Annotated in this window: 20 protein-coding genes; 13 read left to right on the forward strand and 7 right to left on the reverse strand. The window is 66.4% G+C overall.

The window, feature by feature from the left end:
• Window positions 1–40 precede the first annotated feature (40 nt).
• From SSA01S_RS04265 to SSA01S_RS04300, 8 genes are all read left to right on the forward strand, one after another.
• On the forward strand, window positions 41–349 hold the full coding sequence (locus tag SSA01S_RS04265) for a lipopolysaccharide assembly protein LapA domain-containing protein (protein ID WP_061779374.1): 309 nt from the start codon (window positions 41–43) through the stop codon (window positions 347–349).
• A gap of 7 nt (window positions 350–356) precedes the next feature.
• Window positions 357–1,031 (forward strand): orotidine-5'-phosphate decarboxylase, encoded by a 675-nt coding sequence (gene pyrF, locus SSA01S_RS04270; RefSeq protein WP_061779375.1) that lies wholly within the window; start codon window positions 357–359, stop codon window positions 1,029–1,031.
• Window positions 1,032–1,066: 35 nt separating this feature from the next.
• On the forward strand, window positions 1,067–1,708 hold the full coding sequence (locus SSA01S_RS04275; protein WP_061779376.1) for a phosphoribosylanthranilate isomerase: 642 nt from the start codon (window positions 1,067–1,069) through the stop codon (window positions 1,706–1,708).
• Between the two features lie 47 nt (window positions 1,709–1,755).
• Window positions 1,756–2,988 (forward strand): tryptophan synthase subunit beta, encoded by a 1,233-nt coding sequence (gene trpB, locus SSA01S_RS04280; RefSeq protein WP_061779449.1) that lies wholly within the window; start codon window positions 1,756–1,758, stop codon window positions 2,986–2,988.
• The gene (trpA, locus tag SSA01S_RS04285; protein ID WP_061779377.1) at window positions 2,985–3,797 is read left to right on the forward strand and encodes a tryptophan synthase subunit alpha; all 813 of its coding nucleotides are present in this window, start codon (window positions 2,985–2,987) and stop codon (window positions 3,795–3,797) included. The genes trpB and trpA overlap by 4 nt, the downstream gene beginning before the upstream one ends.
• On the forward strand, window positions 3,794–4,648 hold the full coding sequence (gene accD / locus SSA01S_RS04290) for an acetyl-CoA carboxylase, carboxyltransferase subunit beta (RefSeq protein WP_061779378.1): 855 nt from the start codon (window positions 3,794–3,796) through the stop codon (window positions 4,646–4,648). Before trpA ends, accD begins: the two co-directional genes overlap by 4 nt.
• Window positions 4,649–4,730: 82 nt before the next feature.
• The gene (locus tag SSA01S_RS04295; RefSeq protein WP_061779379.1) at window positions 4,731–6,050 is read left to right on the forward strand and encodes a bifunctional folylpolyglutamate synthase/dihydrofolate synthase; all 1,320 of its coding nucleotides are present in this window, start codon (window positions 4,731–4,733) and stop codon (window positions 6,048–6,050) included.
• 94 nt (window positions 6,051–6,144) lie between these two features.
• Window positions 6,145–6,573, forward strand: coding sequence for a DUF6628 family protein (locus tag SSA01S_RS04300; RefSeq protein WP_061779380.1), 429 nt, complete (start codon window positions 6,145–6,147; stop codon window positions 6,571–6,573).
• On the opposite strand, the gene SSA01S_RS04305 is transcribed toward SSA01S_RS04300, so the two are convergent.
• Together SSA01S_RS04305 and SSA01S_RS04310 are read right to left on the reverse strand one after the other, a co-directional pair.
• Window positions 6,563–7,891, reverse strand: a complete 1,329-nt coding sequence (locus tag SSA01S_RS04305; protein ID WP_061779450.1) for an AmpG family muropeptide MFS transporter — start codon at window positions 7,889–7,891, stop codon at window positions 6,563–6,565. The genes SSA01S_RS04300 and SSA01S_RS04305 overlap by 11 nt on opposite strands.
• An 87-nt stretch (window positions 7,892–7,978) precedes the next feature.
• Window positions 7,979–8,410: a response regulator gene (locus SSA01S_RS04310; protein WP_058715977.1), complete on the reverse strand. Its 432-nt coding sequence runs from the start codon at window positions 8,408–8,410 to the stop codon at window positions 7,979–7,981.
• Between the two features lie 111 nt (window positions 8,411–8,521).
• Between SSA01S_RS04310 and SSA01S_RS04315 the strand changes: the two genes are divergently transcribed.
• Window positions 8,522–10,051, forward strand: coding sequence for a pseudouridine synthase (locus SSA01S_RS04315; RefSeq protein WP_061779381.1), 1,530 nt, complete (start codon window positions 8,522–8,524; stop codon window positions 10,049–10,051).
• Complete coding sequence (gene rsmD / locus SSA01S_RS04320) at window positions 10,051–10,587, forward strand: 16S rRNA (guanine(966)-N(2))-methyltransferase RsmD (RefSeq protein WP_058750972.1); 537 nt, start codon at window positions 10,051–10,053, stop codon at window positions 10,585–10,587. The genes SSA01S_RS04315 and rsmD overlap by 1 nt, the downstream gene beginning before the upstream one ends.
• Here rsmD and SSA01S_RS04325 read toward each other — a convergent pair.
• The 3 genes from SSA01S_RS04325 to SSA01S_RS04335 form a co-directional block, all read right to left on the reverse strand.
• On the reverse strand, window positions 10,578–11,852 hold the full coding sequence (locus SSA01S_RS04325; protein ID WP_061779382.1) for an MFS transporter: 1,275 nt from the start codon (window positions 11,850–11,852) through the stop codon (window positions 10,578–10,580). The two genes, rsmD and SSA01S_RS04325, sit on opposite strands and share 10 nt — an antisense overlap.
• A 60-nt stretch (window positions 11,853–11,912) precedes the next feature.
• Window positions 11,913–13,553, reverse strand: coding sequence for an inorganic phosphate transporter (locus tag SSA01S_RS04330; RefSeq protein WP_061779383.1), 1,641 nt, complete (start codon window positions 13,551–13,553; stop codon window positions 11,913–11,915).
• Window positions 13,554–13,672: 119 nt separating this feature from the next.
• Window positions 13,673–13,978 (reverse strand): UrcA family protein, encoded by a 306-nt coding sequence (locus tag SSA01S_RS04335; protein WP_061779384.1) that lies wholly within the window; start codon window positions 13,976–13,978, stop codon window positions 13,673–13,675.
• Window positions 13,979–14,193: 215 nt separating this feature from the next.
• Here SSA01S_RS04335 and SSA01S_RS04340 point away from each other — a divergent pair, with 215 nt between their 5' ends.
• Window positions 14,194–16,485 (forward strand): ATP-dependent helicase, encoded by a 2,292-nt coding sequence (locus SSA01S_RS04340; RefSeq protein ID WP_061779385.1) that lies wholly within the window; start codon window positions 14,194–14,196, stop codon window positions 16,483–16,485.
• A gap of 126 nt (window positions 16,486–16,611) precedes the next feature.
• Complete coding sequence (locus SSA01S_RS04345; protein WP_061779386.1) at window positions 16,612–17,175, forward strand: glycine zipper 2TM domain-containing protein; 564 nt, start codon at window positions 16,612–16,614, stop codon at window positions 17,173–17,175.
• Between the two features lie 51 nt (window positions 17,176–17,226).
• Here SSA01S_RS04345 and SSA01S_RS04350 read toward each other — a convergent pair whose 3' ends face one another.
• A complete protein-coding gene (locus SSA01S_RS04350) occupies window positions 17,227–17,679 on the reverse strand; it encodes a hypothetical protein (protein WP_412549600.1) in 453 nt (150 codons plus the stop codon).
• A complete protein-coding gene (locus SSA01S_RS04355) occupies window positions 17,679–19,796 on the reverse strand; it encodes a prolyl oligopeptidase family serine peptidase (RefSeq protein WP_061779387.1) in 2,118 nt (705 codons plus the stop codon). Before SSA01S_RS04355 ends, SSA01S_RS04350 begins: the two co-directional genes overlap by 1 nt.
• Before the next feature lie 222 nt (window positions 19,797–20,018).
• Between SSA01S_RS04355 and SSA01S_RS04360 the strand changes: the two genes are divergently transcribed.
• On the forward strand, window positions 20,019–20,843 hold the full coding sequence (locus SSA01S_RS04360) for an alpha/beta fold hydrolase (protein WP_061779451.1): 825 nt from the start codon (window positions 20,019–20,021) through the stop codon (window positions 20,841–20,843).
• The last annotated feature ends 9 nt before the right edge of the window (window positions 20,844–20,852 follow it).

The raw sequence follows: 20,852 nt of genomic DNA on the forward strand, positions 1-20,852 counted from the left end.
CTCTTCAGGGGGCGGCGGACCGGGTTACGCGGAGAAGCGCATGCAGTTCCTGAAAATGCTGTTCTGGTGCCTGCTGGCCTTTCTGGCCGCAGCCTTCACGATCGGGAACTGGACGACCGTGCCGATCCGGCTGGTCGGCGGGTTGGTGGCGGACGTGAACCTGCCGCTGCTGCTGTTCCTGACCTTCTTGCTGGGCCTGGTGCCGACGCTGATCTGGCAGCATGCGGCACGCTGGCGGCTGCGTCAGCGGCTGAGCGCGGCGGAGCGTTCGCTCGCCGCCGTTTCGGCCGAGACGAGCGCCTATGTCGCGCCCGTACCCACCACCCCCACCACCGAGCCGATGGTCTGATTTTCCCATGAGCAACCGCATCTATGTCGCCATCGACACGCCCGACCTCGCCCGCGCCCAGGCGCTGGCGCAAAAGGTCCGCCACCATGTCGGTGGCCTGAAGCTGGGGCTGGAATTCTTCTGCGCGCACGGTGCTGGCGGCGTGCGGGAGATGGCGCATATCGGCCTGCCGATATTCCTCGACCTGAAACTGCACGACATTCCCAACACGGTCGCCAAGGCGGTCCAGTCGCTGGGGCCGCTGGCCCCCGCCATCCTGACGGTCCATGCCAGCGGTGGTCGCGCGATGCTGGAGGATGCCAAGGCCGCCGCTCCCGTCGGCACCAAGGTCGTCGCGGTCACCATGCTGACGAGCCTGGACGCCAACGACCTGTCCGACACGGGCGTCGTCGGCTCGCCCGCCGATCATGTCCGCCGCCTGGCCGACCTGGCGGCGGAGTCCGGTGTCGACGGCATCGTCTGTTCGGGTGAAGAGGTCGCGGCGGTCAAGAAGGCATGGCCCAAGGGCTTCTTCGTGGTGCCCGGCGTTCGCCCTGCGAACGGCGTGATCGGCGACCAGAAGCGCGTCGTCACCCCGCGCGCCGCGATGGACGCCGGTGCCTCGATCCTGGTCATCGGTCGCCCGATCACCCAGGCCGAAGACCCCGACGCGGCCGCGCGGGCGATCGCCGCCACGCTCTAAGACGTTTTTCGACCCCTCCCATTCGGGAAACGATCATGCCCACCACCGCCAAGATCTGCGGACTGACGACGACCGCCACGCTCGACGCTGCCCTGGGCGGGGGGGCGAGCCATGTCGGCTTCGTCTTCTTCCCGGCCTCGCCCCGTCACCTAACCTTCGACGTGGCGGCAGGGCTGGCGGGACGCGTGCCCGACCATGTCCAGCGGGTCGGCGTCTTCGTCGATCCCGACGACCAGTTGCTGGAGGCAGCGGTCCGCGCCGGAACGCTGGACGCGATCCAGCTCCACCGTACCGCCCCCGCCCGCGTCGCCGCGATCCGCGCGAAGTTCGACCGAGAGGTCTGGGCCGCCGTCGCGATCAAGGCGCGTGGCGACGTCGATAAGGCGCGCGATTATGCGGGGGCCGCCACCCTGATCCTCTATGACGCCAAGACCCCGGACGATGCGTCCTTGCCCGGCGGTATGGGCCTGCGCTTCGACTGGAGCCTGTTGGACGGCGTGCGCCATCCGCTGCGCTGGGCGTTGTCGGGCGGACTGGATGCCGGTAACGTGGCGGAGGCGATCCGCCGCACGGGTGCGCCGCTGGTCGATGTGTCGTCGGGCGTCGAAAGCGCGCCGGGCGTCAAGGATATGGACAAGATCGCAGGCTTCCTTAAAGCCGTTGCGACAAATCAGTGACAGGATCGTTTGCAGGCCTCGCCCCGGCAACGCTCAAGGAATAGATGATGAACGCCCCCAACTCCTTTCGCGCCCAGCCCGACGAGCGTGGCCATTTCGGTGATTATGGTGGCCGCTATGTCGCCGAGACACTGATGCCGTTGATCCTGGACCTGGAGCGTGAATATCGCGCGGCGCAGGTCGATCCGGCATTCAAGGCCGAGTTCGACGACCTGATGACCCATTATGTCGGTCGCCCCAGCCCGATGTATTATGCCGAGCGCCTGACCGAGACGCTGCGCGCCAGCGCCCCCGAGGGCAAGGGTCCGAAAATCTATTTCAAGCGCGAAGAACTGAACCACACCGGCGCGCACAAGATCAACAACTGCATCGGCCAGATCCTGCTCGCCAAGCGGATGGGCAAGACGCGGATCATCGCCGAGACGGGCGCGGGCCAGCACGGCGTGGCGACCGCGACGGTGGCGGCCCGCTTCGGCATCCCCTGCACCATCTTCATGGGCGCGCGCGATATCGAGCGCCAGGCGCCCAACGTCTTCCGCATGAAGCTGCTCGGCGCGGAGGTTCGCCCGGTCACGTCGGGCGCGCAGACGCTGAAGGATGCGATGAACGAGGCGCTGCGCGACTGGGTCGCCAATGTCCACGACACCTTCTACATCATCGGCACGGCGGCGGGCCCGCATCCCTATCCCGAGATGGTTCGCGACTTCCAGTCGGTGATCGGCACCGAATCCAAGGCGCAGATCATGGAGGCCGAAGGCCGTCTGCCCGACCTGCTGATCGCCTCGGTCGGTGGCGGGTCGAATGCGATCGGCCTGTTCCACCCCTTCCTGGACGACGCCGATGTCGCGATGCTGGGCATCGAAGCGGCGGGTCATGGCCTGAGCACCACGCAGCATGCCGCCAGCTTGACCGGCGGCAAGCCTGGCATCCTGCACGGTAATAAGACCTATCTGCTGCAGGACGAGGACGGCCAGATCGCCGAGGCGCATTCGATCTCGGCGGGCCTCGACTATCCGGGCATCGGGCCCGAACATAGCTGGCTGAACGACACCGGCCGTGTCGTCTATGAAGGCATCACCGATACCGAAGCGCTGGACGCGTTCCAGCTATGCTGCCGGGTCGAGGGGATCATCCCCGCGCTGGAGTGCGCCCATGCGCTCGCCGGTCTGTTGAAGCGCGCGCCGACGATGGACCGCGACCAGATCATCCTGATCAATATTTCGGGTCGCGGCGACAAGGACATCTTCACCGTCGCCGACGCCATGGGAGTGAAGATGTGAGCCGCATCGCCGACACCTTCGCCGCCTGTGCCGAGGCGGGACGCGCCGCGCTCGTCACCTTCGTGACGGCGGGTGATCCGACGTCGGGCGACACCGCCGCGATCCTCGACGCGCTGGTCGCGGGCGGTGCGGACGTGATCGAACTGGGCATGCCCTTCACCGATCCGATGGCCGACGGCCCGGCGATCCAGAAGGCCAACATCCGCAGCCTGGGCGCAGGCACCCGCACCGCCGACGTGCTGTCCATCGCCCAAGCGTTCCGGGAGCGGCATGCAAACGTGCCGCTGGTCCTGATGGGCTATGCCAATCCGATGACGGTGCGTGGCCCCGACTGGTTCGCCGAGGCCGCCGCCGAAGCGGGCGTCGACGGCGTGATCTGCGTCGATGTTCCGGCCGAAGAGGACGACGCACTGGGCGTCGCGCTGCGCGAAAAGGGCATTGCCTCGATCCGCCTCGCCACCCCGACCAGCGACGCCGCGCGCCTGCCGACGATTTTGACGGGTGCCGATGGTTTCCTCTATTATGTCTCGGTCGCAGGGATCACCGGTCAGCAACAGGCGGCGCAGGCCTCGATCGAGGATGCGGTCGCGCGGCTGAAGGCAGCAACGTCTCTGCCCGTCGCGGTCGGCTTCGGTGTCCGTACCCCCGAACAGGCGGCGGCGATCGGTCGCGTGGCGGACGGCGTGGTCGTCGGCTCGGCCATCGTCGATCTGGTCGGCGAACATGGCGCGGCGGCCCCGGAGCCGGTCCGCGCCTATATCGAAACTCTCTCGTCGGCGCTGGCCGACGCCCGCAAGGAACTCGCATGAGCTGGCTCAACAGCGTCCGCAACGTCATCCCCTTCGTCGTCAAGAAGGAGACGCCCGACAATCTCTGGCACAAGTGCAAGGGATGCGGGCAGATGGTCTTCACCAAGGAACTGGAAGACAATCTGAATGTCTGCCCGAAATGCGATCACCACGACCGCATCGGGCCCAAGGTGCGTTTCCGCCATCTGCTCGATGAGGGCAGCTGCAACGAGCTGCCCGCGCCCAAGGTGCCGGAAGACCCGCTCAAGTTCCGCGACTCCAAGCGCTATGCCGACCGGCTGAAGGCTGCCCGCACCAATGCCGCCGAGACGGACGCATTGGTCAATGCGCGCGGCACCATCCTGGGCCACAAGGTCGTGGTCGGCGTGCAGGACTTCGCCTTCATGGGTGGCTCGATGGGGCTGGCCGTTGGCGAAGCGTTCGTGCGCGGCGTGGAAGCGGCGATCGCCGACCATTGCCCCTATGTCATCTTCACCGCTTCGGGCGGCGCGCGCATGCAGGAGGGCATTCTCAGCCTGATGCAGATGCCGCGCACCACGGTCGCAATCCAGATGCTGCACGATGCGGGCCTACCTTATATCGTCGTGCTGACCGACCCGACTTCGGGCGGCGTGATGGCGGCCTACGCGATGCTGGGTGACGTGCAGATCGCCGAGCCCAAGGCGACGCTGGCCTTTACCGGCCGCCGCGTTATCGAGAACACGATCCGCGAGAAGCTGCCCGACGATTTCCAGACCTCGGAATATTATCTGGACCACGGCATGCTCGACATGGTCGTCCATCGGCGTGACCTGCGCGAGCGTCTGGCAACCATCATCGGTTATCTGACGGGATCGCGTCAGGCGGCCTGATCCGTCGCTTTTCACAAGAGTTGGAATTATGAGGCGGGCCGCGAGGTCCGCCTCTTGTCTGTCTGCCCATAGGGATCGACCGATGCCCGATCATGCCCGTTCCGATCACCCGGCCGTCCAGGCGCAACTCGACCGGCTTTGGGCCTTGTCGCCCGGTGCGGACGTGCTGGGGCTGGAGCGGATCACGACGCTGCTGGCCCGGTTGGGCAACCCCCAGCTTCATCTGCCGCCGGTGTTCCATGTCGCGGGCACCAACGGCAAGGGGTCGACCTGCGCCTTTCTGCGCGCCGCGATCGAGGCGTCGGGGCAGAGCGTGCATGTCTATTCCAGCCCGCACCTGGTTCGCTTCAACGAGCGTATCCGCATCGCCGGGCGGCTGATCGACGATGAGGCGCTGGCAGGGGTGCTGGAAGAGGTGCTGGCCCAAGCCGAGGGTATCGGAGCGAGCTTCTTCGAGGTGACGACCGCCGCCGCCTTCCTGTGCTTCGCCCGCACTCCGGCGGCCGCGACGATCATCGAGGTCGGGCTGGGCGGTCGCCTGGACGCGACCAATATCCTGCCGCCCCCGGCCGTGTGCGGCATCGCTGCGCTTGGCATCGACCATGAGGCGTTTCTCGGCCGCAGCCTGACCGGCATCGCCCGCGAAAAGGCGGGTATTGCCAAGTCCGGCATCCCGCTGGTCACGATGGACTATGCCACACCGTTGCGCGATGCGATCGAGGCCGTCGCTGCGACAGCGGGTGCGCCCGTCTTCGCGCGAGGCCGCGACTGGTCGAGCGATAGGACGAAGACCGGCATCCGTTACGAGGATCGCCAGGGCAGGCTTACCCTGCCCCGCCCGGCCTTGTCGGGTTCGCATCAGTCGCGCAACCTGGCGCTGGCGGTCGCCATGATCCGCCATCAATCGGCCGTGTCGGTTCCCGACCAGGCCCTGCAAGCCGCCGCCACGCGTGCAAGCTGGCCTGCCCGCATGCAGCCGCTGCGTCACGGGCCGCTCACCGCCCGGTTACCGGACGGCAGTCGGTGCTGGCTGGACGGCGCGCATAACCCCTCGGCGGCCACGCCGGTCGCGCGGGCCATGGCCCGCTGGCGGTCGCAGGGACCGAGTGCTTTGGTGCTGGGCATGCTGGCCAACAAGGAGGCCGGGCCCGTGCTCCAGCGGCTGGGCGCGATGGTCGATCTGGTGGTGACGGTGCCGGTTCCCCATCATGCCTGCCATGCGCCCGACGCGCTGGCGCAGCAGGCGCGAGACTTGGGCATGGACGCCCTATCGGCCGATGATCCGGCGGCGGCGTTGAGCGTCATTGCCGAGCGCTTCGGTCGTCCCGCCCAGCTGCTGATCGCCGGGTCGCTGTATCTGGCCGGGCAGGTTCTGGAGCAGAACGGCGAAGCGCCGGATTGATACGGTCAAGCGTGATCGCCAATCTGTTTATTTGCGATTGACTATCAATAGCGGGGAATTAGCATGGGGCTCATAATCATGGAGTCCCAAGCCGATGGCCGAAACCCAGACCCTTGCCGCAGCCCTTCCGCATATGCTGCCGGCCTGCCCCCACGCCCGGATTGCGCTGTTCGCCGTTCGCCGGATGGGTGCGCATGGTCTGGCCGATGCGCGGGCGGCGCATACGTTGTTCACCGTGTTCGGACAGGATTTCCGGCGGCCGCTGGTGCTTATGCGCGCGCTGATGGCGGACCTGGCCGCTCACGCGACGGGCCAGATCGCCATCGCCCCGTGTTGCTGCGGTCGGATGACGGCGGCGGAGGCGGCGTTGATGACCATCCTGGCGCAGATGGAGGTTGCCCCCGAAAAGGCCCGTTTCCTGATGGCGGACCTGCTCGGCGTGCGGCGCATCGATGGTGTACTCGCCAGCGCGGCGGCAGTCAGCGCCGCCTTTGCCGATGAGGGGCGACCGATCAGTTACTGACGGTCGCCTCCTGCCGGGCGTCTCCCTCCCCCTCGACGCCCGCACTGCCGATCGAGCGGTCGACCAGGCCGGATCGGGCCATCCACCAGAACAGGACGACGCCCGGCAAGGCCACGATGGTCGTCAGCACATAGAAGTCGACATAGCCAAAGCGCTCGACCAGTGCGCCCGCCGTCGTGCCGCTGAGGATACGGCCGACGATACTGGCCGCCGCCGAAATCAGCGCATATTGGGCGGCGGTGAAACGCAGGTCGGTCAGCGCCGAGAAATAGGCGACGACGGTGACACCGCCGATACCGCTCGAAAAATTCTCGAACCCGATCGCCCCTGCCATACCCAGATTGGAATGACCGAGCGCCGCCAGTCCGGCAAAGGACAGGTTGGACACCGCCATCAGAACCAGGCTGATGATGACCGAACGCTTCATTCCCAACCGGGCATAGATTACGCCGCCGACGAACACGCCGACCAGCAGCGCCCAGAAACCGACGCCGACATCGTAGAAAGCGATCTCGTCCTTGCTGAACCCCAAGTCGTTGAACAGCAGCCGGAAGGTCAGGTTGGCGAGCGTGTCGCCGATCTTGTGCACCAGGATAAAGGCCAAGATAATGCCTGCGCCCTGCCGCCGGAAGAATTCGGCGAATGGGCCGACAACTGCGCGAACGACGCCTTCGCCCGGGCGCTTGGCGGTGATCTCGTGATGCCGTTCGGGTTCGCCCATGACGATCGCGGTCAGAACGGCGGGAAGCGCGAAGGCGCAGCTGACCATATAGGCGACGCTCCAACCCGCACGGGTCGCGATGACGAGTGACAGCGACGCGACCAGCGCCGATCCGATACGCCAGCCATATTGGCTCATACCTGCGCCCACGCCCAGCTGGCGTGGCTCAAGCAGTTCGATGCGATAGGCGTCGATCACGATATCGAAGGTTGCCCCCGCGATGCCGAGCGCGATTGCGGCCAAAGCAGTCTGCGCCAGCGATACCTTGGGATCGGACAGCCCCAGTCCCACCGCCGCCACGCAGACCAGCACGGCCACGACGAATAGCCATGACACGCGCTGGCCCAGGCGATGGAGCAGCGGGATCTTCACCCCCTCCACGATCCAAGCCCAGAGCCATTTGAGATTATAAGCCAGGATGACGAGCGCGAAGGCGGTCACGCTCTTCTTCTCGATGCCCGCTTCGGCCAGGCGGCTCGCCAGGGTCGAGTTGATCATCGTCAGCGGAAAGGCGGAGGATATACCCAGCGCCAGCGCGGCCAGCGGGGCCCGCTCGACATAGGGCCGCACGCCATCCACCCAACGCCCACTCGTCATAAGGAAATCCGTCCGCATCGAACCAAAGGCCGGACCCTATCGGGCTTGGACCATGCGGGCAACGGGCGCGGTGTCGGGTTCGTGCCCTCAGGCGCGGGCAAACAGCCGAAAGCCGGAGGGCAAGCGCGCAGGTGTCCGGCCGCCGCGCCGCTCTTCGATCACCTCGATCGCGGCGAGCAGTTCGCGCGAACCATAGGGCTTCATCAATATGCCCTCGGCCAGATGCTCGGCCCCGTCGGGCGGCGTGCCGGTAATGAACAGGACTGGGATGTCGCGGCCATGCGCGGCCTGGGCGACGTCGATGCCACTACCGTCGGCCAGACGGACATCGGCCAGCACCAGGTCGATCGCCACGCCGCTTTCGATCACGGCCACCGCCTTGCTTGCCCGGTCGACCGTCGCGACGATTTCGTAATCAGCGTCGGTCAGGGCGTGTTCGTTATCGAACGCGACGAGCGGCTCGTCTTCGACGACCAGCAGCTTGACGAGCTGTCGCTTCTTTCGCCCGAAGAGTCTCATCCCTGTACCGGCCCGTCTTTCCTGCCCCGTTCTGATTGCCGTAACGCGCCGTTGCGGCGAAACGACGCAATTAATTTCCTTTGGCGCATTGCGTCTGTATCAGCGTCGATCATGACATCAGATCAACGTATCGCCAAGCTGCTGGCCCGGGCCGGAGTCGCGTCGCGTCGCGAGATCGAGCGGATGATCGCCGACGGGCGGATCGCCCTGAACGGCACGACGATCGACACGCCCGCGACGCTGCTTTCCACGCTCGACGGCATCACCGTCGACGGCCAGCCCGTCGCCGCGCCCGAGCCGACCCGGCTGTTCCTCTATCACAAGCCGACCGGTCTGCTCGTCACCGAGCACGATCCCGCCGGGCGCCCGACCATCTATGATCGCCTGCCCGAGGGGCTGCCGCGCCTGATGCCCGTTGGGCGGCTCGACCTCAATACCGAGGGACTGTTGCTGCTGACCACCGATGGCGGCTTCAAGCGCCAGCTGGAGTTGCCCGCCACGGGCGTCGAGCGCACCTATCGCGCCCGCGCGTACGGCGACATCACCCAGGCGCAGCTGGAAGAGCTGATCCACGGCATCGAGATCGATGGCATCCGCTATGGCCAGATCGACGCCAATCTGGAGCGGCGGACGGGTGCCAATGTCTGGATCGAGATGACCCTGCGCGAAGGCAAGAACCGCGAGGTTCGCCGCGTGCTGGAACATTTGGGGCTGCAGGTCAGCCGGTTGATCCGGCTTCGCTATGGCCCCTTCCTGCTCGACGATCTGCCGGTCGGCGAGATCGGCGAGGTCAAGGGATATGACATCGTCGAGTTCCGTCGCACGCTGGAAGGCGGGATTCCGGCTGACGCGATCAAGCCCCCGAAGGTGAAGCCCGGCTTCCGAGCGCCCCCGGCGCGGACGCCCAGCGATCGTCCGATCCGGAGTGCCCCCCTCGATGGCGGTGCGCCGAAGCGGCAGGATCGCGGCGTGGCACAGGACGGACCTCGCACGCAGCGTGCCCGCCCCGAGGGGAAGGCCCAGACGGGTGATCGGTCGCACCCGACGCGTGAGCGGTCCTTCCGCAGCGACGATCGCGCCGAGCGTCCCGCACGGTCACCCCGTGGCGGCGCCACCGACCGTCCCCGCCGCGAGGATGCCGGGCGCAGCTCGGCCTATGGCGATGCGACCCGCCCCGGTCGCTCGCGGTCGGAGGCGAAGCCGTTCGCCAAGTCCGGCAAGCGGCCGGTTCGCGGCGATGATCGCAGTGACCGTTCTGCCCGCCCCGCTCGTCCTCGGTCGGACGCCAAGCCCTTCGCCAAATCGGGCGACCGCCCGTTTCGCAGCGAGGATCGCAGCGATCGTGCGGCGCGGCCGCCACGTAGTGGGGCCACTGACCGTCCCCGCCGCGACGATGCGGGACGGAGTTCGGCCTATGGCGACGCGGCCCGCCCCGGTCGCTCGCGGTCAGAGGCAAAGCCCTTCGCCAAGTCCGGCGACCGCCCGTTTCGCAGCGAAGATCGCGGCGATCGTCCCGCGCGGCCATCGCGCGGCGGGCAAGGTCCGTCCGGTCGCTCCGGTGGTCCGGCCAAGCCGGGTACGCGCGGCGGTAGGCCCGGCGGCGGCGGCTCACGGCCTGGTCGGCCGGGAGGTAACCGCTGATGCGCGTCATTGCCGGACAATGGCGGGGCCGCCCGCTGGTCGCGCCCAAGGGTGACGTGACCCGTCCCACCGCCGATCGGACGCGGGAGGCGCTTTTCTCGATGCTGACCGCGCGGCTGGGCGATTTCGAGGGGCTGGCGGTCGGCGATTTCTTCGCGGGCTCCGGCGCGCTGGGGATCGAGGCTTTGTCGCGGGGGGCGGCGTCCTGCCTGTTCGTCGAGCAGGACAAGGCCGCGCTCGACGCCCTTCGCGCGAACCTCGCCAAGCTGGAGGCGCAGGGCGATGTGCGCGCGACCTCGGTCATGGCGTTGGGGCCGGCGCGCGCGCCGCTCGACCTGATCCTGATGGACCCGCCTTATGGCACAGGCGCGGGCAGCGTCGCGCTCGACAAGCTGGCGCGGCTCGGCTGGGTCGGCGCGGGCACCTGGATCAGCATCGAAACCGCCAAGCAGGAGGAGATCACCATGCCAGGCTTCACCGTCGACGCCTCGCGCGTTCACGGCAAGGCGCGGCTGACCCTGTTGCGTCAGGGCTGAACGAGCGCGGGGCCCCGCACCAGGGCCGTTCCGGCGAGGCTGAGCAGACCGGCGGCGACCAGATAGCCGCCGACAAAGTTCAGCCCGCCCCGCTCGGTCAGCGCCTGGGCGGCGATGGGCGCCAGCGCCCCGCCGATGATGCCGCCCAGATTGAAGGTCATCGACACGCCGGTATAGCGCACCCCCGCCGGAAACAGCGCGGGCAGCCAGCCGCCGAGCGGACCATAGGCGAACCCCATCACGAACAGCGCCATCGCCAGCCAGACGAAGACCACGGCCAGCGATCCCGATCCCAGCATCGGCCCCATGACGATCCCGATGAGCACACAGCCAGCAAACCCAATCTTCAGCATCGCAGGAGCACCGCGCCGATCGGCCATGATGCTCGAGACGATCACGCCCAGCGCGAGGAACAGGATCGCGACCAGCTGAACCCCTAGGAACGCCTCGCGCGGATAGCCGAGGACAGTAGTGCCGTAACCCAGCGCAAAGGCGGTCGCGAGGTAGAAGATGGCGAAACAGGCGATGACCCCGCCCGTCCCCGCCAGCAGCGCACGGCCATGGCCGCTGAGCAACGTGGCGATCGGAACCCGGGGTAGTGCGTCGCTTTGCTTGGCCTCGGCAAAATCGGGCGTCTCGGTCAGGCGCAACCGCACCCACAGGCCCAGCATCACCAGCACCGCGCTGGCCAGGAAGGGCAGACGCCAGCCCCAGGCGCGAAACTGGTCGTCGGTCAGGATCAGGCCCAGGATCAGGAAGAAGCCATTGGCCAGGAGGAAGCCGACCGGCGCGCCCAGCGGTGGGAACATGCCCCAGGTATTGCGCTTGCCGGGCGGTGCATTCTCGACGGCGAGCAATGCCGCGCCGCCCCATTCGCCGCCCAGCCCCAGCCCTTGCCCCAACCGCGCCAGGCACAGCAGCAGCGGTGCGATCCATCCGGCCTGGGCATAGGTGGGCAGGAAGGCGATGGCGACGGTCGAGCCGCCCATCAGCATCAGGCTGACGACCAGGGTGGACTTACGCCCTACCCGGTCGCCGAAATGCCCGAACGCGATGGCACCGACCGGCCGTGCGACAAAGGCCAGCCCGAAGCTAGCATAGGAAAGCAGCAACTGCGCCGTGGCCGAGGACGCCGGGAAGAAGAGCGGGCCGAACACCAGCGCCGCCGCGGTCGCATAGATATAGAAATCGTAGAACTCGACCGCCGTGCCGGTCAGGCTGGCGAGCAGGATATGACGATGCGACACGGGCGATGCTGGGGTCATGCCCTGCTCGTGCAGAAGCCGACGGGCCGCGTAAAGACCCCGCCGCCCGATTTATCCGACTCAGCCCGCGACCGCTCCCGCGAATTGCAGCAGCAGCCAGTACAGCGTGCCCGACAGCAGCATCGCGGCGGGCAGCGTCAGGACCCAGGCGAGCAGCATGTTGCGGATCGTCCGAAACTGCAGCCCCGCGCCATTGGCCACCGACGCGCCCGCGACGCCGGAGGTGAGGATATGGGTCGTCGATACCGGACGACCGATATATTCGGCCCCGAAGATCGTCGCGGCGGTCACCAGTTCGGCTGCGGCACCCATGCCATAGGTCAGGTGCGTCTTGCCGATCCGTTCACCGACCGTCACCACGATCCGCCGCCAGCCGACCATCGTCCCCAGCCCCAGCGCCAGCGCCACGGTGACCTTCACCCAGAGCGGGATATAGCGGGTGCCGCGCTCCAGCGAGGCGGAATAGCCGTTGAGCGAATCGATCTCGGCGGCGGTGAAGCGCTGCTTGGCGCCTTCGCTCTTGGTCACCATGCGGGTGGTGTCGAGGACGAGATACATGTCGTTGCGCAGGTTCGGCACGATGGCAGCTGGCACGCGGCTGAAGGTGCCGTAATCCTCGATCCGGTCGCCGATATCGCGCGACAGGACCGACAGGCCGGCATAGACCTCCGGCTTGTCAATGGCCTTGGTGCGGACGCCGTCGACCACCGCCTCGCGGGCACGATCGACCGACAGCGCGCCCGGCGTTCCATGCGCGGCATAGGCCGAGGCGGCGATCTGGGCGCTGCGCACGAAGGCAGGCATCGCGCTCTGGGGCAGCGTGCGGTTGAGCGCATAGGCGGTCGGTGCGCAGCCGATCAGGATCAACATGATCAGGCCCATGCCCTTCTGCCCGTCATTGCCACCATGCGCGAAGCTGACCGCCGTGCAGGTGAAGATCAGCAAAGCGCGGATGCCACGCGGCGGCGGCGTATCGCCCTCGGGCTCGCGATAGAGCTGCTTGTCGCGCAGAAATCGCTTCATCAGGAGGAGAAGCATCAGCGCGCCGACAAAACCGATCAGCGGGCTGAAGAACAGCGCCGACAGGACCTTTTGCACCTGCGCCATATCGACCCCCGAGGTGCCGGGGATGTTCGATAGCAGCTGGTTGGCAAGTCCGACGCCAAGGATCGAGCCGATCAGCGCATGGCTCGACGAATTGGGCAGGCCCACCGCCCAGGTGGCGAGGTTCCACAACACGGCAGCCAGCAGCAGCGCGAAGATCATCGCAAACCCGCCTGCCGAGCCGACATGCAGCATCAGGTCGATCGGCAACAGTGTGATGATCGAATAGGCGACCGCCCCTGTCGAGGTCACGACGCCGAGGAAATTGAAGAAACCCGACCAGACGACCGCCAGCGGCGCGGGCATCGAATGGGTGTAGATGACCGTCGCGACCGCATTGGCGGTGTCGTGAAATCCGTTCACGAACTCGAAGCCGAGCGCGATCAGCAGGGCGAGGCCCAGAAAGGCGAAGACACCCATCGCCATCGGTTCGCCGACACGCGCGGTGTCGATCGCGACGCTATAGCCCGCATAAAGCAGGCCGCCGACCAGCAGCGCGGCAAAGAGCCATCGCCCCATCGGATGAAGTCCGGCGTCGAGACGCGGTCCGCGAGTGCGGGATTCGGATTGGCCACCGGCGAGCGCTTGAGCTGTCATGGTGATGATCCGTTGCGCCCTTCGAGTGACATTTTGATGACGATCGGTCCAGCACGGACCGGCGGCCGAACACGACCGGGTGCCCTGGCGGGTCGCCCAGTCGTGCGTAAAGACCGATCTTAGTGATTGCTTGCGAGCTGGACATGCGACGGCGACAGCGCCGCAACCTTCACCGCCGCATCGGCCGTCATCTCGCGACGACAGCGGGCGATGTCGTCATTCTGGCGCAGGTCGGCCGTCACCGTCCCGCAGGCGATCATCGCCGCCCGACGGATACGCGCGTCGAGCTGGGCGCGGTGATCGGCGCGACGGAGGTCAAGATCACCGTGACGAACGGTCATGGAGACGGTTTCGCGCTCCTCGGCATGAACAGCGACAGACGCGAAAAGAGAGGCCGCAAAGGCGGCCGCCGTGAAGATTTTCATCGGGTGTTGCTCCTGCATCGGGACGTGCCCGTCGCGGCGTCGTGGGAACCGCTGCGGCACCCCGATGCTCGTCGGCACGCCGCGCCATTAGGGGCGACGCATGTCGCTTTCGCGTCGTGAACAAGTCGTCATCATGACGAGTCTCGCGATGAAACAAGTGGTCTTCGATGACGCTGGTGGTTGCCCCGGTTGCAAACGTTCCCTAACTGTTCGCGATGACCGTCTCCCCCTCCGATCCCGCCGCGCTGTCGACCGACTATCCCTATCTGCGGAGCCTCAATCCGGCGCAGCGTGAGGCGGTGCTGACGACCGACGGCCCGGTACTGGTGCTGGCGGGAGCAGGAACGGGCAAGACGGCGGCGCTGACCGCGCGGCTGGCGCATCTGCTGTACACGCGAAAGGCATGGCCGTCCGAAATCCTGTCGGTCACCTTCACCAACAAGGCCGCCAAGGAGATGCGCGAGCGCGTCGGTCGCCTGGTCGGCGATGCGGTGGAGGGGATGCCGTGGCTGGGCACCTTTCATGCGATCGGCGCGAAGATGCTGCGCCGCCATGCCGAGCTGGTCGGGCTGCAATCCAATTTCACGATCCTCGATACCGATGACCAGCTGCGCCTGCTCAAGCAGTTGATCGTCGCGGCGGACATCGACGAGAAGCGCTTTCCCGCCCGCGCGCTCGGCGGCCTGATCGACGAGTGGAAGAACAAGGGGCTGGTCCCGGCCGATATCGATGCGGGCGAGGCCGAGCGTTATGCCAATGGCCAGGGGGCGGAACTCTATCGCCAATATCAGGAACGGCTGCGCAGCGTGAACGCCTGCGACTTTGGCGACCTGCTGCTCCACATGCTCACCATCCTGAAGACGCACCGCGACGTGCTGGAGCATTATCAGCAGCGTTTCCGCTATATCATGGTGGACGAGTATCAGGACACCAACAGCGTCCAGTATCTCTGGCTGCGGCTGCTCGCCCAGGCCCGCAAGAATATCGCGTGCGTCGGCGACGACGACCAGTCCATCTATTCGTGGCGCGGTGCGCAGGTCGAGAATATCCTGCGGTTCGAGCGGGACTTTCCCGGCGCCAAGGTCATCCGGCTGGAACAGAATTATCGGTCGACCCCGCATATCCTGGGTGCGGCGTCCGGCGTCATCGCCAATAATGGCGGGCGGCTGGGCAAGACGCTTTGGACCGAACTCGACGTCGGCGAGAAGGTCCGGGTGCTCGGCGTGTGGGATGGACCGGAGGAAGCGCGCCGCGTCGGCGAAGAGATCGAGTCGGCGCGGCGCTCCGGCACGTCCTATGGCGACATCGCCATCCTCGTTCGCGCGTCGCACCAGACCCGCGAATTCGAGGACCGGTTCATCGCCATCGGAATGCCGTACCGGATCGTCGGCGGGTTTCGTTTCTACGAACGGGCCGAAATCCGCGATGCGCTGGCCTATTTGCGGGTGGTCAACCAGCCGTCCGACGATCTGGCGTTCGAGCGGATCGTCAACGTGCCCAAGCGCGGCCTGGGCGACAAGGCGCTGGCCAAAATCCATCAACTCGCCCGTGCCGAGGACCTGCCGCTGACCATCGCGTCGGCGCGTATCCTCGACACCGACGAACTGACCCCGCAGGCGCGGCGCAGCCTGGGCAACCTGATCGGCGACATCGCCCGCTGGCGCGACATGGCGCGCGACCTGCCGCACGCCGAACTCGCACGGCAGATGCTCGATGAGAGCGGTTACACCGCCATGTACCAGAACGAAAAGTCGGCCGAGGCGGCGGGGCGGTTGGAGAACCTGTCCGAACTCGTCCGCGCGATGGAGGATTACGAGTCGCTCGGCGCGTTTCTGGAGCATGTGGCGCTGGTCATGGACCGCGACGGCGACCAGCGCGAGCCGGAGGTGACGATCATGACGATCCACGCCGCCAAGGGGCTGGAATTCGACACCGTGTTTCTGGCGGGATGGGAAGAAGGGCTGTTCCCGTCACAGCGCGCCATCGATGAGGGCGGCACACGCAGTCTGGAGGAAGAGCGTCGCCTCGCCTATGTCGCGATCACGCGGGCGCGGCGCAAGGCGATCATCCTCCATGCCGCCAATCGCCGCATCTACGGCCAGTGGACCTCCAGCCTGCCCAGCCGCTTCGTCGGCGAACTGCCGCCGGAGCATATCGAGAGCGAGACCAGCATGACCGGCGGCGAAAGCCTGTGGCGCGCCAACTGGTCCGAACATGCCGACCCCTTCGCCAACGTCGCGCGCGGTACGGGGCGCGGCCCCGGCTGGCAGCGTGCCGCGACCGGCCAGGCCGCTCAGCCCGCGCGTCCCGCCCGCATCGTCGAGTCGCGCTCGCCCTCGGTCGGCCTGGGGCAGAAGGGGCGCGGCGATCTGAGCGTCGGCGAACGGGTGTTCCACCAGAAGTTCGGTTATGGCGACATCGCGGCGATCGAGGGCAACAAGCTGGAGATCGATTTCGAGCAGGCCGGGCGCAAACGGGTGATGGACAGCTTCATCACCAAGGGGTGAGGCGGAAGATGGTCCTTCCCCACCTCGTGAGGGGAAGGACTGGATCGCCCGTTCAGGAACCATATCAGTTCGCATCCGTATCGGTCTCCTCAACCCGATTGTCCGGGCTTTGGAGGGACAGGACCGATGGGCTTTCGTCATCTGACCATCGCAATGATGACCGCCGCCGTCACCATGACGGCGATACCCGCAAGCGCGCAGAGCGCGGCCGACGATGCACGCTTCCGCGCGGCGCAGGCGCGGTTCGACCGGGAATATCAGCTCTATCACCAGGAGGTGAACCTCTACATGTCGCGCATGGGCCGCGACTATGGCAATGACGGCTATGCGCCGCCCCCGCCCCCTCCGGGCCCCGGTCCGGGCGGCTACCGCGTTGCGCCGCCGGTGCCCGCCGATGGCTATGATCGCAATGCCGAGCCCTATTACGATCCGGTCGGCGATTATCGCGAAGGCCCGCAATATCGCGAGCGCGTGCTCCAGGCACAGGACCGGGTCTATGCTGGGACCGATGGCCGCTATTATTGCCGCCGCTCGGACGGCACAACCGGCCTGATCATCGGCGGCGCGGCCGGTGGTATCCTGGGCAATCTGGTCGGCGGGCGCAGCAGCACGATCGCGACGCTGCTCGGCGCAGCCGGTGGCGCACTGGCGGGGCGGTCGATTGACCAGAACCAGGTCCGCTGTCGCTGACGATAAAGACGCCGCCCGCATCCCGGTGCGGGCGGCGTTCTACGAATGGGTTCAGGCCGGCTCGATCATCATCAGCGCGGCGTTCTGATATTTCTCGGCATCGCGCTCGAACAGCGCACTGGCGGCAAAGCGACGCGGCGTCAGGCGGAGCGAGCCCAGCCCGGCCAGCTTGAACGTCCCCATCTTTTCCTCGCGCGGAGGCTTGCCGTCGCGCTCGATGGTGGTCGCGTCGACGTATAGTTCGTCATGGCGCGTGAAGATCACATGGGGCGCCAGCACCACCTCGCCGCGATTGTACATGGCGGATACCGCCTGCATCTTGACGATCGCTTCAAAGATGATGGCGGGAGCGCCTGCCGCCGGCTCAGCCGGACGGCGCTCGGTCGTCGACATATCGGTCATGCCCCGCATTTGCCCATCCTGCCGCAATGCAGCAAGCGGAATATTGCCGCATACGTCATAGGCGAAAAGGCCGGGCGACGCCACCGCCCGGCCTGCGCTCATCAGCGTTTGGGGCTATCCATCAATTTCTGCGCGAAATAGACCATCTGCTGCGCGCTCAAGCGTGCACCCTGCGCGATGTCGGCATCGCCCGAATGCCCGCCCGCCGTATCTTCGTAGAAGAGATAGGGGATGCCATATTCGGCCAGCCGCGCCGCGAACTTGCGCGCATGTTGCGGGCCGACGCGATCGTCCTTGGTCGTCGTCCAGATATAGGGCTCGGGATAGGCCACGCCCTTGCGGATATTGGCATAGGGCGAAATCTTGCGCAGGAACGCGGCCTCTTCAGGCACGTCGATCGAGCCATATTCGTCCTTCCACGAATCGCCCGCCGCGATCTTCTGATAACGAACCATGTCGAGCAGCGGCACCTGGATGGTCACAGCCTTCCATAGATCGGGATGCTGGGTCAGTTCGACGCCCATCAGCAGGCCGCCGTTCGAGCCGCCATAGATGCCCAGTTTCTGCGGATTGGTGATCTTCCGCGCGAACAGGTCCTTCGCCACGCTCGCAAAGTCGTCATAGATGACCTGCCGCTTGGTCTTGCGGCCCGCGTCATGCCATTTCGGCCCGAACTCGCCGCCGCCCCGGATATTGGCCAGGACATAGGCCCCGCCCCGCTCGGTCCAGATCTTGCCGGTCGAGCCCAGATAGCTGGGCAGCCGCGCAACCTCGAACCCGCCATAGGCCGTCATCAGCGTCGGTACCGTCCCGTCGAGCTTCGCACCCTTGGGCAGCACGACGAAATAGGGAATTTTCGTCCCGTCGGTCGAGGTCGCCTCATATTGATGAACCGTCGTCCCCGCCGCATCGAAGCGCGCAGGCAGCGTCTTCAACACCTGCGGCGCAGCCGGGCGGCTGGCATCGAAGCGGGAGAGGACGGTCGGCGTGGTGAAGCCAGCGGTCGAGAGATAGACGATGTCCGACCGGTCACTCGTGCTGACCACGTCCACCGCCATGTTGTCAGGCACCTGCACCGCCGAGGCCGACCAGCCGGTCAACGTCGGCGCGAAGACGCTCGCCCGGCCGCGAACATTGTCGATATAGGTCACGACAACCCGATCCTTGGTCGTCGACACGCCCTCGACGGCCTGGCGATCGGTGGGCGTGAACAAGGTGCGCGGGGTGATCGTCCCGGCCTCCAGCTCGGACAGCGGCGCCCACACGACCGAACCGGCCGGATGCTCGCCCCAGGCGTCGCTGGTCTGGAAGATCACCCGGCCATCGACCAGCCCCGAGGGGAAGGCGCGCGCGGGCATGGCGATCGGCTTGGCCCCGCCGGTTGGCGTCCAGAACAGCTTGTCGCCACCGAAAAAGGTCTTGCGACGCTCGATCACCACGGCACGGTGACCCTGGGCGTCGGTCAGCACAGCCGCATAGGTGCCCAGCTCGTCGGTCGGTGCGCCGCGATAGATTTCGGTCGCCTGTTCCAGTGGCTGGCCACGCTTCACCATCTTCACGACAAAGGGATAGCTCGACTTGGTCAGCGTCCCCTGCCCCCAGTCACGGCTGACCAGCAGCGTGTCCTTGTCGAGCCAGCTTGCGCCCTGCTTCGAGGTCGACAGGCGGAAGCCGTTGGGTACGAACTGCCCCGTCTCCATGTCGAACTCGCGATACTCGATCGCATCCTCGCCGCCCTCCGACAGGGCGATCAGGCACAGCCGATCCTCGGGGCTGAGGCAGGTCAGGCCCTTCCAGACCCACTTCTTGCCCTCCGCCTTGCTCAGAGCATCGAGGTCGAGCAGCGTGGTCCATTTCGGGTTGGCCGACGCATAGTCCGCCTCGGTCGTATAGCGCCAAAGCCCCTGCGGATGATCGGCATCGCGCCAGAAATTGACGATGCGACCGTAAAGCTGGCCGGGCATCGGAATACGGTCCTTGGCGGACGCGATGGCCAGCGCTTCGCCATAGAAGGTCTGATAGCGCGGATCATTCTGCAGCCGCGGCAGCGTCTTGGCATTTTCGGCCTCGACCCAGGCCAGCGACTTGGCGCCGTCCTTGTCCTCCAGCCAGATATAGGGATCATTGTCAGTCATGGCGCCGGTCTGCGCCATGGCAGCCCCCGCCACAAGCTGTCCGGCCAGCATCGTCCCCGCCAGCAGTCCACGCCATCCCCGCATTTTCGTTCTGCTCCGTTCCATTCGCGAATGGAGGGGATGTTACCTTGTCACGCGGCACTGGCAACCATGGGCGACGCAATATTGCGCCCTTGATCGGCCCTATCGGAAATCCCTGAAATTGATGCGCTTCAGGGCGATGTGATGCCGCACCACGGACGGAACGGCTTGGCGAGCCTGCCCGTTCAGCCCGCGCATTACCGCAGCACCGTGCAGGAGCAGACCATGCCATATGTAAAGACGCGCGACGGCACCGATATTTACGTCAAGGACTGGGGTGAAGGGCGCCCCGTGGTTCTCCTCCATGGCTGGCCGCTATCGGCCGATATGTGGGATGCGCAGATGATGGCGCTGGCCGAGGCAGGCTTTCGTGCGATTGCCTATGACCGGCGTGGATTCGGTCGCTCGGGCCAGCCCTGGTCGGGTTATGATTACGATACGCTGTCGGACGATCTCGCCGATGTGCTGGAGGCGACGGGCGCACAGGATGCCGCCGTCATCGGCTTCTCGATGGGCGGTGGCGAGGTCGCACGTTATATGAGCCGCCATGACGGCAAGGGCGTCATCGCGGCCGGGCTGATCGCATCGGTCGTGCCCTATATGCTGAAGACCGAGGACAATCCGAACGGCACCGAACAGTCGGTATTCGACCAGATCGGCCAGGGTCTGCGCGACGACCGCGCGCACTTCCTGCGCCATACCTTCTTCAAACAGTTCTTCGGCGTCGGCTACATCTCCAGCCCCGTCAGCGACGAGGTGCTCGACTGGGCGACGAGTGTAGCGATGCAGGCGGGACTCAAGCCGACCCTCGCCTGTGCCGAGTCGTTCAGCCAGACCGACTTCCGGCCCGATCTGTCGGCATTCCGTGTGCCGACGCTGATCATCCATGGCACCGGTGACCAGACCGTGCCGATCGATGCGGCGGGTCGGGCGGCGGCCGAGGGCATCGCCCAGGCGCAACTCGTCGAATATGACGGCGCGCCGCATGGCCTGAACGTGACGCATAGCGATCGTCTGACCGACGATCTGCTGACCTTCCTGGGACGTTAAACGAAAAGG

It is taken from the genome of Sphingomonas sanguinis NBRC 13937 (assembly GCF_001591005.1).
Classification (GTDB): domain Bacteria; phylum Pseudomonadota; class Alphaproteobacteria; order Sphingomonadales; family Sphingomonadaceae; genus Sphingomonas; species Sphingomonas sanguinis.

Bases quoted from the DNA above. Each gene is read 5' to 3' on its own strand.
- SSA01S_RS04265 (WP_061779374.1), top strand. From the start codon at position 41: ATGCAGTTCCTGAAAATGCTGTTCTGGTGCCTGCTGGCCTTTCTGGCC.
- pyrF (WP_061779375.1), top strand. From the start codon at position 357: ATGAGCAACCGCATCTATGTCGCCATCGACACGCCCGACCTCGCCCGC.
- SSA01S_RS04275 (WP_061779376.1), top strand. From the start codon at position 1,067: ATGCCCACCACCGCCAAGATCTGCGGACTGACGACGACCGCCACGCTC.
- trpB (WP_061779449.1), top strand. From the start codon at position 1,756: ATGAACGCCCCCAACTCCTTTCGCGCCCAGCCCGACGAGCGTGGCCAT.
- accD (WP_061779378.1), top strand. From the start codon at position 3,794: ATGAGCTGGCTCAACAGCGTCCGCAACGTCATCCCCTTCGTCGTCAAG.
- SSA01S_RS04295 (WP_061779379.1), top strand. From the start codon at position 4,731: ATGCCCGATCATGCCCGTTCCGATCACCCGGCCGTCCAGGCGCAACTC.
- SSA01S_RS04300 (WP_061779380.1), top strand. From the start codon at position 6,145: ATGGCCGAAACCCAGACCCTTGCCGCAGCCCTTCCGCATATGCTGCCG.
- SSA01S_RS04305 (WP_061779450.1), bottom strand. From the start codon at position 7,891: ATGACGAGTGGGCGTTGGGTGGATGGCGTGCGGCCCTATGTCGAGCGG.
- SSA01S_RS04310 (WP_058715977.1), bottom strand. From the start codon at position 8,410: ATGAGACTCTTCGGGCGAAAGAAGCGACAGCTCGTCAAGCTGCTGGTC.
- SSA01S_RS04315 (WP_061779381.1), top strand. From the start codon at position 8,522: ATGACATCAGATCAACGTATCGCCAAGCTGCTGGCCCGGGCCGGAGTC.
- rsmD (WP_058750972.1), top strand. From the start codon at position 10,051: ATGCGCGTCATTGCCGGACAATGGCGGGGCCGCCCGCTGGTCGCGCCC.
- SSA01S_RS04325 (WP_061779382.1), bottom strand. From the start codon at position 11,852: ATGACCCCAGCATCGCCCGTGTCGCATCGTCATATCCTGCTCGCCAGC.
- SSA01S_RS04330 (WP_061779383.1), bottom strand. From the start codon at position 13,553: ATGACAGCTCAAGCGCTCGCCGGTGGCCAATCCGAATCCCGCACTCGC.
- SSA01S_RS04335 (WP_061779384.1), bottom strand. From the start codon at position 13,978: ATGAAAATCTTCACGGCGGCCGCCTTTGCGGCCTCTCTTTTCGCGTCT.
- SSA01S_RS04340 (WP_061779385.1), top strand. From the start codon at position 14,194: ATGACCGTCTCCCCCTCCGATCCCGCCGCGCTGTCGACCGACTATCCC.
- SSA01S_RS04345 (WP_061779386.1), top strand. From the start codon at position 16,612: ATGGGCTTTCGTCATCTGACCATCGCAATGATGACCGCCGCCGTCACC.
- SSA01S_RS04350 (WP_412549600.1), bottom strand. From the start codon at position 17,679: ATGAGCGCAGGCCGGGCGGTGGCGTCGCCCGGCCTTTTCGCCTATGAC.
- SSA01S_RS04355 (WP_061779387.1), bottom strand. From the start codon at position 19,796: ATGCGGGGATGGCGTGGACTGCTGGCGGGGACGATGCTGGCCGGACAG.
- SSA01S_RS04360 (WP_061779451.1), top strand. From the start codon at position 20,019: ATGCCATATGTAAAGACGCGCGACGGCACCGATATTTACGTCAAGGAC.